Source organism: Leisingera sp. CC-HEC096 (assembly GCF_059429235.1).
In genome coordinates, this window is the sequence record NZ_JCAIJS010000001.1 from 1,750,655 (window position 1) to 1,763,404 (window position 12,750).

Annotated in this window: 13 protein-coding genes; all 13 read left to right on the forward strand. The window is 66.7% G+C overall.

Features of this window, described 5'->3' with window-relative positions:
• The first annotated feature begins 103 nt into the window (after positions 1–103).
• Positions 104–799 carry an alpha/beta fold hydrolase gene (locus AC5STI_RS08595; RefSeq protein WP_495446367.1) on the forward strand — a complete coding sequence of 232 codons (696 nt, stop codon included), beginning with the start codon at positions 104–106 and terminating at the stop codon, positions 797–799.
• Positions 800–959: 160 nt separating this feature from the next.
• On the forward strand, positions 960–1,757 hold the full coding sequence (locus AC5STI_RS08600) for an ImuA family protein (protein WP_495446368.1): 798 nt from the start codon (positions 960–962) through the stop codon (positions 1,755–1,757).
• Positions 1,758–1,941: 184 nt separating this feature from the next.
• Positions 1,942–2,562 (forward strand): YceI family protein, encoded by a 621-nt coding sequence (locus AC5STI_RS08605; protein WP_495446369.1) that lies wholly within the window; start codon positions 1,942–1,944, stop codon positions 2,560–2,562.
• A gap of 104 nt (positions 2,563–2,666) precedes the next feature.
• Positions 2,667–3,893: an MFS transporter gene (locus AC5STI_RS08610; RefSeq protein ID WP_475046740.1), complete on the forward strand. Its 1,227-nt coding sequence runs from the start codon at positions 2,667–2,669 to the stop codon at positions 3,891–3,893.
• Between the two features lie 247 nt (positions 3,894–4,140).
• Positions 4,141–5,859, forward strand: coding sequence for a methionine--tRNA ligase (gene metG / locus AC5STI_RS08615; RefSeq protein ID WP_495446370.1), 1,719 nt, complete (start codon positions 4,141–4,143; stop codon positions 5,857–5,859).
• 370 nt (positions 5,860–6,229) lie between these two features.
• A complete protein-coding gene (gene hemP, locus AC5STI_RS08620) occupies positions 6,230–6,400 on the forward strand; it encodes a hemin uptake protein HemP (protein ID WP_008554566.1) in 171 nt (56 codons plus the stop codon).
• A gap of 10 nt (positions 6,401–6,410) precedes the next feature.
• Positions 6,411–6,890 (forward strand): hypothetical protein, encoded by a 480-nt coding sequence (locus AC5STI_RS08625; protein WP_495446371.1) that lies wholly within the window; start codon positions 6,411–6,413, stop codon positions 6,888–6,890.
• A gap of 26 nt (positions 6,891–6,916) precedes the next feature.
• Complete coding sequence (locus tag AC5STI_RS08630) at positions 6,917–8,185, forward strand: imelysin family protein (RefSeq protein WP_495446372.1); 1,269 nt, start codon at positions 6,917–6,919, stop codon at positions 8,183–8,185.
• A 91-nt stretch (positions 8,186–8,276) separates the two neighbouring features.
• Positions 8,277–9,290 carry a porin gene (locus tag AC5STI_RS08635; RefSeq protein ID WP_495446373.1) on the forward strand — a complete coding sequence of 338 codons (1,014 nt, stop codon included), beginning with the start codon at positions 8,277–8,279 and terminating at the stop codon, positions 9,288–9,290.
• Positions 9,291–9,503: 213 nt separating this feature from the next.
• Positions 9,504–9,797 (forward strand): (2Fe-2S)-binding protein, encoded by a 294-nt coding sequence (locus AC5STI_RS08640; protein ID WP_475046748.1) that lies wholly within the window; start codon positions 9,504–9,506, stop codon positions 9,795–9,797.
• Positions 9,745–10,233, forward strand: coding sequence for a bacterioferritin (gene bfr, locus AC5STI_RS08645; protein WP_475046749.1), 489 nt, complete (start codon positions 9,745–9,747; stop codon positions 10,231–10,233). Before AC5STI_RS08640 ends, bfr begins: the two co-directional genes overlap by 53 nt.
• Positions 10,220–11,752 (forward strand): di-heme oxidoreductase family protein, encoded by a 1,533-nt coding sequence (locus tag AC5STI_RS08650; protein WP_495446374.1) that lies wholly within the window; start codon positions 10,220–10,222, stop codon positions 11,750–11,752. The genes bfr and AC5STI_RS08650 overlap by 14 nt, the downstream gene beginning before the upstream one ends.
• On the forward strand, positions 11,752–12,747 hold the full coding sequence (locus AC5STI_RS08655; RefSeq protein WP_495446375.1) for an imelysin family protein: 996 nt from the start codon (positions 11,752–11,754) through the stop codon (positions 12,745–12,747). Before AC5STI_RS08650 ends, AC5STI_RS08655 begins: the two co-directional genes overlap by 1 nt.
• The last annotated feature ends 3 nt before the right edge of the window (positions 12,748–12,750 follow it).

Genomic DNA, 12,750 nt, shown 5'->3' on the forward strand with positions numbered 1-12,750 from the left:
CATGATGCAGCCCGCAGCCCCATTCCCCCGGCGGCACGGCCCTCCGCCCTTCACCGCCGCCGTGCTGCACGGCGGCCCTGGGGCAGCTGGCGAGGCGGCCCCGGTGGCGCAGGAACTGGCTGCGCGCGGGTTTGGGGTGCTGGAGCCCTGGCAGTCCGAGGCCTCCGTGGCCGGCCAGGTCCGCGAACTTCGGGCGCAGCTGGAGGCAGGCTGCGACGGGCCCGCGGTCCTGATCGGCTTTTCCTGGGGCGCCTGGCTGGCCTGCCTGCTGGCGGCCCGGCACCCGGATCTGGTCTCCAGGCTGGTGCTGGCAGGCTGCCCGCCGTTCGAGGCCCGGTTTGCCGCGCAGATCAATGCCGCCCGGCAAGCCCGCCTGCCGCCTGCGGAGTGGCAGGAGCTGACAGCCCTGCTTGACGGTGCCGGGATGGAGACAAAAGCCGGGCTGGCCCGCGCGGTGCAGCTGCTCGACAAGGCGGAGGCCTATGCGCCGCTGCCGGATCTTCCGCCTCCGTCCCTGTCCTTTGACCGCAGGGTGTTCGCAAGCGTCTGGGCCGAGGCCGAGGCGTTGCGCCGCTCCGGCGCGCTGCTGCGGGAAGCGGCCAGGATCCGCTGCCCGGTGATTGCCCTCCACGGCGACCACGACCCGCACCCGGCCGACGGTGTTGAACAGCCTCTGAGGACGGTGCTGCCGGAATTCCGCTTCCAACTGCTGCGGCGCTGCGGCCACAAACCCTGGATCGAGACCCATGCCAGGGCGGCGTTCTTCCAGGCGCTGGAGGGCGCGCTCAGCCCGGCCTGAAGCGTTTCGGGCCGGCCTGCCGCATGCGCCGCCGCGCCTTGCGCGGCGCCCGGCCCAACCGGAACGGCGCCTCCCGCAGGGGCGCGGGTCCGGGCGGGAGAGCCTCTTTCCGGCAGGCTCGCCGATTGAGAACAAAAAGCGAACATGCTACAGTTCCCCCATGCCGACTCACCTGCTCAACCGCCGCCGCCACAGCCCCCGCCCGGCGCTGTCCCTGATGGAGGGGATCGCGCTGGAACACGGCCGCACGCATGAGGCCTGCGGCCCCGCCCGCCACCGCTTTGCGCTCTGGCTCGCCGCCGCCGCAACGGGACCGGTGCTGTGGCTGTCCCCGCCGCGGGGCGGCCGCCAGCTGAACCCGGACGGGCTGGCCGCCTGCGCAAGCCCCGCCCGTTTCCTGTTCGTGCAGGCGGCCCGGGCAGAGGATCAGCTCTGGACCATGGAGGAAGCCCTGCGCAGCGGCGCGGCAGCGCTGGTGGTGGCCGAACTGCCCGAGCCGCCCGCCATGACCCCGGTGCGGCGGCTGCACCTGGCGGCAGAGGCCGGCGGGCGCTTCGGCCCGGCGCCGCTGGGCCTGCTGCTGACCCCCGGCCAGGGCGGTGCCCAGGGCATCGAAAGCCGCTGGCACCTGGCCCCCGCCCACCACCGCGCGACCCGCAACCGCTCGCGCCATGACATGCCCGCGTGCGGCTTGCCCCCCGGCCAGGACGCCCCCGCCCCGCAAAGCTGCTGGAGCCTGCAGCGCCTGCGCGCCCGCACCCTGCCGCCCTGCAGCTGGCAGGTCCTCCAAGCCGCCCGCGGCGGCGCGCTGCGGGCTGTTCCGGCGCCCCCGGCAGCCACAGATCCCGCCCCGGCCGCCCGCGGCCTGCCGCACGCGCTGCCCCAAGGCCTCCCCCATGGCCAAACCGGGGCTCTCCCGCACCCGCAGGAGGCCCTGGCTGCACCAGCGCCGCCTTAGCGGCTTTGGGCCCGGCACCGGGCTTTGCCCGGTGCCGGGCCCAACAGGCAATGGCTTTTGACAAAAAGCCGGCGCCTGGCGGGAGCCCGCCGCGGCTTCACGGGGCCGCGCGGGAAAGTGACCAGCACCGCCGGAAAACCCGGATAAGCTCAGACAGCAGCCCGCAAAACGGATTGGGAAACCCATGCACACAGCCCGGACACCGCCTGCCCGGATACAGCGCCGCCGCCTGCTGGCCACCCTCAGCGCGGCGCTGCTGGCGCCGCAGGCGCTGATGGCGGCGCCGCTGCCGTACCGCCTGGTCCCGGAGGCCACGGACGTCCGCTTTACCTTCCTGCTCAACGGCCAGCCCCAGCAGGGCCGCCTTCCGGTCCGCGCCGCCCGCATCCGCATCGACCCGCAGAACCTGGCCCGCAGCCAGGCCGACATCACCCTAGACGCGCGGCGCGCCCGGACCGGGCTGATCTTTGCCACCGAAGCGCTGAAAAGCCCGGGCGTTCTGGACACCAACCGGTTTCCGGAGATCCGCTTCCGCTCCACCCGCATCCGCCTCGGGCCGGACGGGCGGCTGTCCGGCGGCGCGCAGATCACCGGCGATCTCACACTGCGGGGCACCACACGGCCGATCACGCTGCAAGCCGCGCTCTACCGCCGCCCCGGCACCGCGCCGGACGACCTGCGGGAACTGGACGTGCATCTGACCGGTGCGCTCAGCCGCGCGGCCTTTGGCGCCACCGGATACACCAATCTGGTCGCCGACCGGGTGAGCCTGGCCATCCGGGCCCGCATCCGGCAGGCCCGCTGACCCCGCCGCCGCTGTGCCGAAAAGCACCGGCGCGCAAAAATACGACACGGGATTGGCGGAAACCGGCTGGCAATGCCGTCCCAGCCTGTCATGGTCGCACCGTTATGCGCCTGATCGTCTCATTTGCCGCCCTGTTCCTTTCCGTCATCCTGCTGCAGCTTTCAACCGGAGGCGTCGGCCCGCTCGATGCCATCTCGGGCCTGACGCTGAATTTCACCAAGGAGCAGATCGGCCTCCTCGGTTCCGGCCACTTCTTCGGCTTCTTCATCGGCTGCTGGTGGGCACCGCGGCTGATGGGCAGCGTCGGCCACTCCCGCGCCTTCGCAGCCTTTACCGCGCTTGGCGCAATCGGGCTGCTGGGCCACACGCTGACCGAAAACCCCTATGCCTGGGCGGCGATGCGGATGGCATCGGGTCTGTGCGTCGCCGGCTGCTACACGGTGATCGAAGCCTGGCTCAACGCCAAGGTCACCAACGAGAACCGCGGCCGCGCCATGGGAACCTACCGGCTCGCCGACCTCAGCGCCTCGCTGGCGGCGCAGCTGATCATCGCTGTGCTGCCGCCCGCCGCCTATATCTCTTACAACCTGCTGGCGGTGCTGTGCTGCGCGGCGCTGCTGCCGCTGACCCTGACCCGGGCCAGCCAGCCGGAAACCCCCGACGCCCCGCGCCTGCGTCCCAAACTGGCCTGGCGCTGCTCGCCGCTGGCGGTGGCGGGCGTGATTGTCGCCGCGCTCAGCTCCGCCTCCTTCAGGATGGTCGGCCCGGTTTACGGCCAGGAAGTCGGCCTGGAGATCGGCCAAATCGCCTTTTTCCTTGCCTCCTTCGTGCTGGGAGGCGCACTCGCGCAATACCCGATGGGCTGGCTGGCCGACAAGTACGACCGCCGCTGGGTGCTGATCTGGCTGTCCGGCGCCGCCATTCTCAGCTGCGGCGTCACCATGGCGGCCAGCGGCACCGGCACCCTGGGCGTTTTGCTGACAGCAGGCTTTTTCGGTTTCACGACCTTCCCGATCTTCTCGGTTTCCGCCGCACACGCCAACGACTTCGCCACCTCCGCGGAACGGGTCGAGCTGTCGGCGGCGCTGATGTTCTGGTACGCGCTTGGCGCCATCGCCTCGCCCTATGTCTCCTCGGCGCTGATTGATGCCTACGGGCCGCCGGCGCTGTTTGCCTATGTCGCCGCCGGCCATCTCCTGCTGATCGTCTTTGGCCTCAGCCGGATGCGCGCGCGCCCGGTGCCGGAGGAACGCACCAGCTATGTCTATGCGCCGCGCACCTCCTTCACCATCGGCCGCCTGCTGAAGCGGGCGCGCGAGCGGCGGGAATAAAGGTCAGCAATGCTGTCCGAATGTTTCGCGCGCGAAACATTCGGACAGGACCTTTGACCCTTTAAGGCTTTGTTTACACTTGCGGATTGCGCCCATGCAAAGCCGGCTCAGGGGCGGCGGGAAAATTGCCCGCCCTCCAAAGAGCGGGCGATTCCACCCGCAGCCTTCCGTGCGGCGCACACCAGGGGTTTCCGCCGCGCGTGGCATGCGTTAGACGGGCCTCTGACGCATTACCTGGATGGATGGCATGGCACGCATTCTGATCACTTCGGCGATCCCTTACATCAACGGGATCAAGCATCTGGGCAACCTGGTGGGCTCGCAGCTGCCTGCCGACCTGTACGCCCGGTTCCAGCGCGGACGCGGCAATGAGGTAATGTTCCTCTGCGCCACCGACGAGCACGGCACCCCGGCGGAACTCGCCGCCGCCAAGGCAGACAAGCCGGTCGCGGAATACTGCGCCGAGATGCACGCCATCCAGTCGGAAATCGCCAAGGGCTTTGCCCTGTCGTTCGACCATTTCGGCCGCTCCTCCAGCCCGCAGAACCACGCGCTGACCCAGCATTTCGCAGGCAAGCTGGCCGAGGCCGGGCTGATCCGCGAAGTGACCGAAAAGCAGGTCTATTCCAACGCCGACGGCCGGTTCCTGCCTGACCGCTATATTGAGGGCACCTGCCCCAACTGCGGCTATGAGCGCGCCCGCGGCGACCAGTGCGAGGAATGCACCAAGCAGCTGGACCCCACCGACCTGATCAACCCGCGCTCTGCCGTGTCCGGCTCCACCGACCTGGAAGTGCGCGAGACCAAGCACCTGTATCTGTGCCAGTCGCAGCTGAAGGATCAGCTCGACGCCTGGATCGACTCCAAGAAGGACTGGCCGGTCCTGACCACCTCGATTGCCAAGAAGTGGCTGCATGACGGCGACGGGCTGCAGGACCGCGGCATCACCCGCGACCTGGACTGGGGCGTCCCGGTCAAGAAAGGCGACGAGGACTGGCCCGGCATGGAAGGCAAGGTCTTCTACGTGTGGTTCGACGCGCCGATCGAATACATCGCCTGCGCCGCCGAATGGGCCGAGGCCAACGGCAAAACGGATGCTGATTGGCAGCGCTGGTGGCGCACCGACAAGGGTGCGGAGGACGTTAAATATGTCCAGTTCATGGGCAAGGACAACGTCCCCTTCCACACCCTGTCGTTCCCGGCCACCATCCTTGGCTCCGGCGAGCCGTGGAAGATGGTCGACCACCTGAAATCGTTCAACTACCTGAACTATGACGGCGGCCAGTTCTCGACCTCTCAGGGGCGCGGCGTGTTCATGGATCAGGCGCTGGAGATCCTGCCGGCAGACTACTGGCGCTGGTGGCTGCTGAGCCACGCGCCGGAAAGCTCGGATTCCGAATTCACCTGGGAGAACTTCCAGCAGTCGGTGAACAAGGACCTGGCGGACGTGCTGGGCAACTTCGTCAGCCGCATCACCAAGTTCTGCCGCTCCAAGTTCGGCGAGGAGGTGCCCGCAGGCGGCGAATACGGGCCGCAGGAAGCGGCGCTGATCGACGAGCTGACCACCCGCATCCGCGCCTATGAGCGCCACATGGAGGCGATGGAGGTCCGCAAGTCGGCGCAAGAGCTGCGGGCGATCTGGGTGGCCGGCAACGAATACCTGCAGTCGGCCGCGCCTTGGTCGGTGTTCAAAGAAGACCCTGAGCGCGCCGCGGCGCAGGTGCGCCTGGGCCTGAACCTGATCCGGCTTTACGCAGTGCTGTCCGCCCCCTTCATCCCGCACGCCACCGACACGCTGATGGCGGCGCTGAACTCGGACGACCGCAGCTGGCCAGAGGATGTGGCGGCGGCGCTGTCCGCCCTGCCCGATGGCCACGGCTTCACCGTGCCGGAGGTGCTGTTCGCCAAGATCACCGACGAGCAGCGCGAAGAGTGGCAGGGGCGCTTCTCCGGCACCCGCGACTGAGGATTGCAGCACAAACTTTGCAAAAGGCCGCCCACGGGGCGGCCTTTTCTGTTGGGTCATCCCCTTGCGCCTGCACAAAAATTAATTCTTACTAAAAAACTCGGATTGACATACCTGAGCAATTAATTCAGGAATACAGGCATTCCAGCCAGCCTGACTCGGATCGGGCGAGCCCGAGTGACGTTTAATCAACCGAGATCGCCCCCATGCCGAACGGAGACAGCCGCCCCCGCGGCCCTCAAGTCAAGGAGCTGGAACCGGAAGACATGCGCCTGTTGTGGCCGCAGGTCTTTGCGTCGTCCGGCGCTCTGTCCGGCTTTTGTCTGGAATGGCTTCTGGACAGGGCGGAATTCAGCAATGGGCGAAAGACATGAACCAGATTGCCTCCAAGCCGGTGCCGACCACCGCAACCACCGAAGTTTTCCCCACCTACCACGCCGAGGACCTGACCCGCGGTGGCGTGCAGGCCCGTATCCTGCTGAACGGCCAGATCTATTCGCTGCGCATCACCCGCGCGGGCAAGCTGATCCTGACCAAGTGAGCAGACGGCGATGAGCCCTGAGCACGCAACGCCCCGCGGCGGCGTCACCGTCGGCACCCTGTCCGATCTTCCGCCGCTGGAAGCCGGCGCAGTGATCTACCTGCGCCACTGGTTTTCCGGGGATGAGACCCGCGAGCAGATGCGCCGCGACTTCCAGGTGAACTTTGGCCCGGAAATGGCCGAAACCGCGTTTGAGGCCTTTGGCTATCTCTGCAATTTCTGCGCCGCCCATGGCCGCCGCCCGCTGGTGCGCCACGGCATGACCTGCAAATGCCTGGGCGCGGACGAGAACTGTTTTGCCAACCTGCTGGCCTCCGCCGCCGAGGGCCAGCAGGACGACGCGCATATCCTCGCCTCGCTGATCGTCACCCCGCGCAAGGCGCAGGAGCTGACCCGGCTCGCCTCTGACTGCGGCCTGCTGATGCAGCAGATCATGGGTGTTCAGCCGCCGCCGCAGCCGGCCCGGCCGGCCGCCGCGACCCTTCATTGAATTCACAAAACCCAAGGACGCATATCATGAAATCCCTGTTTCTCGCAGGCACGGCTCTGGCCGGTCTGACCCTTGGCGCCTCCGCCGCGCTGGCCGCTGACAAGTCCGCGGTGCTGACCAACTACGCCAACATCGCCGAGGCCAAATACCAGGACAGCCTCGCCACCGCGCAGGTGCTGAAGGCCGCCGTGGACGCGCTGGTCGCACACCCGTCCGCCGAACACCTGGAGGCTGCCCGCGCCGCCTGGATCGCCGCCCGTGTTCCCTACCAGCAGTCCGAAGTGTTCCGCTTTGGCAATGCCATCGTCGACGACTGGGAAGGCAAGGTGAACGCCTGGCCGCTGGACGAGGGCCTGATCGACTATGTGGACGCCTCCTATGGCGGGCCGACCGAGGAAAACACCCTGGCGGCGCTGAACGTGATCGCCAACCCCAGCTTTGAGCTGTCGGGCAAGACCATCGACGCGAGCAAGATCACCCCGGAGCTGCTGGAAGGCGCCCTGCACGAGGCCGACGGGATTGAGGCAAACGTGGCCACCGGCTACCACGCAATCGAGTTCCTGCTCTGGGGCCAGGACCTGAAAGGCACGGAGCACGGCGCGGGCGACCGTCCCTGGACAGACTACGCGCAAGGCGACGCCTGCACCGGCGGCAACTGCGGCCGCCGCGGCGAATACCTGCAGGCCGCCACCGACCTGCTGATCTCCGACCTGGAATGGATGGCGGCCCAATGGGGCGCTGAAGGCGAGGCCCGTACCGCCCTGCTGGCCGATGAAAATGCCGGCATCACCGCGATGCTGACCGGCATGGGCTCGCTGTCTTATGGCGAGCAGGCCGGCGAACGGATGCGCCTGGGCCTGATGCTGAACGATCCGGAGGAAGAGCACGACTGCTTCTCCGACAACACCCACAACAGCCACTATTATGACGGGCTGGGCGTGCAGAATGTCTATCTGGGCGAATACGTACGGGTGAACGGCGAGCTGGTTTCCGGCCCCTCGCTGTCGGATCTGGTCACCGCCAAGGACGCCGGTCTGGACGCCGAGATGCGCGGCAAGCTGTCGGACACCATGCTGGCGCTTGGCCGTATCAAGACCGCGGCGGAAGCAGGCTTCTCCTATGACCAGATGCTCGCCCAGGGCAACGAAGCCGGCGAAGCGCTGGTGATGGGCGGCGTGAACGGGCTGATCGGCCAGACCCGCTCGATCGAGCGCATCGTGACCACTCTGGATCTGGACGGCGTTGCCATCGAAGGCTCCGACAGCCTCGACAACCCCTCTGCGGTCTTCAACTAAGCCCCGAGCCGAACAATCAGACGATCCGAAAACCGGGGGAGCCAGCCAGCAGACTGCAGCGAGGCTCCCCCCCTGCAAAAAAGAAAACCCCATGAAAATCAAATCCTCCGCGGCGCTGGCCCTCAGCGCCCCCGCTCTGCTGTGCGCGAACGCGGCCCTGGCCCAGGGCTTCAGCTGGGAAGGCGAAATCGAGATCGCCAATGAAAGCGTCCTGTCCTCCGATGACGCCGCCAGCGAGATCCGCGACACCTTTGCCGTGATCACAGCCTCCGGCGCCTATGCCTTTGGCAACGGCGTGGAAATCTTTGCCACCGTGACCGCCGAGTCGCTGACGGATGCAACTGATGACCGCACCTTTGACGATATGGGCGTCTATATCGAAGAGCTCGGCGTCTCCTTCGGCATCGGCGAAGCGACCACTGTGTCTGCGGGTAAGCTGCACCCGGTGTTCGGCACCGCCTGGGACGACGCAGCGGGCTATTTCGGCAGCTCAATTGCCGAGGATTACGAGCTGGTTGAGCAGATCGGCATCCTGGCGGACGTTGAGCTGAACGGCGCGGGCACCCTGTCCTTTGGCGTGTTCTACGCAGATGACTCCGGCCTCAGCCGTTCTGTTGGCTATGACCGGGGCCGCACCACCACCGCCGACGGCGGCGCGGGCAACACCGGGGAGCTGGACAACTTCGCCATCCAATGGGCGCAGGAGGCCGGTAACACCCGCTACCACATCGGCGCCCGCCACCTGAGCGCAGGCACCGGCGACGTCGATGACGAGCAGGGCGTGGTCGCAGGCCTTGCGCATTCCTTCGACGGCGGTATCGACCTGTACGGCGAGGTGGCTTCCTTCTCCAACGCGGGCGGCTCTGCGGATGACGCGCTTTATGCAACCCTGACCGGCGCCTACACAATCGGCAGCGTGACCCTGTCCGGCGGCCTGGTGCACCGCGATCTCGACACCTCCGGCGAAACCGACCTGATCACCATCGGCGCCGATTATGAGTTCAGCAGCGGCGCCACTGTCAGCGGCGGACTCGCCCGGGTTGACGAGGCCGGCACCAAAAGCACCGTTCTGGGCGTGAACCTGGTCATCCCGCTGGGCGCCTGACGTTTCCCTCGGTGAGCTCGGGCATCCCCTGAACAGCACCACACTCGGGGCCGCAGCTTGCGGCCCCCTTTTTTATTCGGCGGGCCGCCGCCGCAGGCTGCAATCCCAAGCGTTTCACTCTGGATAAGCCTTGAATCCCCAGCAAATCTGTCGGATATATTTTCCAACGGAATCACTTGGCCTTTTGCGCCACCGGGCAAGGACGCAAGCAGCATGATCGTTTGCCACTGCACGAACATATCGGACCACGACATCCGCGCCGCCATCGACTGGATGCGAAATGCCGACCCCGAAACGATAATCACCCCTGGCAAGATTTATCACGCCCTGGGGAAAACCGCTGATTGCGGCGGCTGCATGCCGCTTTTCCTCGACACGATGCGTTCCAGCAGTAAGCTGGAAGTACCTGCGCAGCTTACGAATTTACGCGCAGCATCAATTCGGGAGAAAAGTAATGAAGGGCGACGCCAAGGTCATCGACTATCTCAACAAAGCGCTGCGCCATGAACTGACGGCGGTCAGCCAGTACTGGCTGCACTACCGGATGCAGGAAGACTGGGGCCTGGGCAGCATGGCCAAGAAAAGCCGCGAGGAATCCATCGAGGAGATGGAGCACGCGGATAAATTGATTGAAAGGATTTTGTTCCTCGGCGGCCACCCGAACCTGCAGAAACTGGACCCGCTGCGGATCGGCCAGACCCCGAAAGAAACCCTCGAATGCGACCTTGCCGCCGAAGTGGACGCCCGCGCGCTCTACAAGGAAGCCCGCGACGCCTGCAACAAGGCGGGCGACTACGTCACTCAGAAACTGTTTGAAGACCTGATGGCGGATGAAGAAGGCCATATCGATTTCCTCGAAACGCAGCTTGAGCTGCACGACCGGATCGGTGCCGAAAACTATGCCCAGCTCAACGCCACCAAAATGGCAGATGTTGAAGACTAACATTGCTTTGGCTGCCGCGCTTGCGGCGGCCACTCCCCTTGCGGCACTGGACCTGGCAAGCCGCTACCAGGAAGACCCGCACCTCTCCCCCCTTCCCCGCACTGACGCCGAACGCGCCCGGATCGAGGCCGTCACATCTCCCGCCACGGATTTCTCCGCGCCAGAACCTTACGAGGACCTGCCCGCAGGCGCCGCCACTGTGCGCGCCCGGACGGATGACGAGGCGTTTTCCCAGCACTCCGCCAACCTCTCCTTTGAGCAGGAGCTGGAATTCAAGCTCGGCAACGGGCTGTTCAAGAAGATCTGGGTGTTTTCGCCCGCCTCCACCAAGGCCTCCGATGGCTTGGGCCCGCTCTACAACGCGCGCTCCTGCCAGCGCTGCCACCTGAAGGACGGCCGCGGCCATGTGCCGGAGCAGCCCGATTACAGCTCAACAACCATGTTCCTGCGCGTTTCTGTGCCGGGCCCGGTGCCGCCAGGGCTGGAAGCGGTCAGCGACTATATCGGCACCGCGCCCGATCCGAACTACGGCAGCCAGCTGCAGGATTTCTCTGCCCCCGGCATCGCCCCGGAATACAAGCTGCAGGTTGAATACGAGGAATTTGAGATCGCCCTTAACGGAGGCGAGACCGCCACCCTGCGCCGCCCCGGCTACACCGCCGCAAACCTCGGCTACGGCCCGCTGGCCGAAGGTGCCATGCTCAGCCCGCGGGTTGCCCCGCCAATGATCGGGCTCGGCCTTTTGGAGGCGATCCCCGCCGCCGATATCCTTGCCCATGCGGATGAGAACGACGCCGACGGCGATGGCATCTCAGGCCGCGCCAATCTGGTCTGGTCGCAGGAGTTCAACCGGATCCTGCTGGGCCGCTTCGGTCTCAAGGCCGGCGCCCCGACGGTCCACCACCAGTCTGCCGCCGCATTCTCGGGCGATATCGGCATTTCCACCCCGCTGTTCCCGGCCCATGCCGGCGAATGCACGGATCTGCAAACCGCATGCCGCAGCGCCCCGCATGGCGGAGATGATTCCCGTGAAACCGAGATCGACCAGCCCAACATGGATCTGGTCACCTTCTACAGCCGCAACCTGGGCGTGCCCGCCCGCCGCAATGCGGATAATCCGAAGGTGCTGCGCGGCAAGCAGGTATTCTACGACAGCGGCTGCGCTTCCTGCCACGTGCCGAAATTCGTAACCCACCGGCTGCAGGACCGCCCGGAGCAGAGCTTCCAGCTGATCTGGCCCTACTCCGACCTGTTGCTGCACGACATGGGCGAGGGCCTGGCCGACAACCGGCCCGAGGGCCGTGCGACGGGCCGCGAATGGCGCACCGCGCCGCTCTGGGGCATTGGCCTGACGCAGCAGGTCTCACCGCGCGCCACCTTCCTGCACGACGGCCGCGCCCGCACCCTGCTGGAGGCCATCCTGTGGCACGGCGGCGAGGCGGAAGCCGCCAAGACCCGCGTCGTGAAGCTGCCGCCCCGGGACCGCGCCGCCCTGATTGCCTTCCTGGAGAGCCTCTGATGCGCGCCCTTGCCCTGACACTCGCCCTGGCCGCCGCCCCCGCCGCGGCGTCCGAGCTGTCCAGCAGCATCACCGATCAGCTGATCCTCCCCGCGTTTGAGGAGCTGGCAACAGATGCAGCCATGCTGGCCGACGCAGCCCAAGCTGATTGCACCCCGCAGTCCCCGGCGCTGCGGGCGGCCTATAGCGACGCATTCGACGCCTGGATTGCCGCCAGCCACTACCGCTTTGGCCCGACTGAAACGGACAGCCGCGCCTTCGCACTGGCCTTCTGGCCCGACAGCCGCGGCAAAATCCCCAAGGCACTCGGCAATCTGATCCGCAGCGAAGACGCAGGCATCAAGGAACCCGCCGGTTTCGCCAGCTACTCGATCGCCGCCCGCGGCTTCTACGCGCTGGAATACCTGCTCTATGACCCGCAGCTCTCCACCGCCGGCAGCGCAGAATACCGCTGCGCCCTGACCCGCGCGATCAGCACGGACATCGCGGGCACCACGCAGGCCATCAGCACCGACTGGAACCAAGGCTATGCCGCCGAGCTGCGCGCGCCGGGAACCCGCTACCAGACAGAAGACGAGATCACCCAGGAACTGCTCAAGGCTCTCAATACCGGACTGCAAGTGCTGGACGACATGCGCCTGGGCCGTCCGCTGGGCACGTTTGACAAACCCCGCCCCAACCGCGCCGAGGCCCGCCGTTCCGGGCGCAGCCTGCGTCACGTGCTGCTGTCGCTGAACGCGCTGGAGCCGCTGGCATTGGCACTTGCGGAGGGTCACCGCGGTTTGCAGGCAGAAATCACCGGACACTTCTCCACAGCCCGCAAAAAGGCAGAGGCGCTGGACGACCCGGTCTTTGCCGGTGCCGCAGACCCCGCCAGCCGTATCCGCATCGAGGCACTGCAACAGGAGATCAAGGACCTGCGCACGCTGATGAGCGAAGAGCTTGGCCCCGCCCTTGGCGTCGCGGCCGGCTTCAATGCGCTGGACGGCGACTAAGGA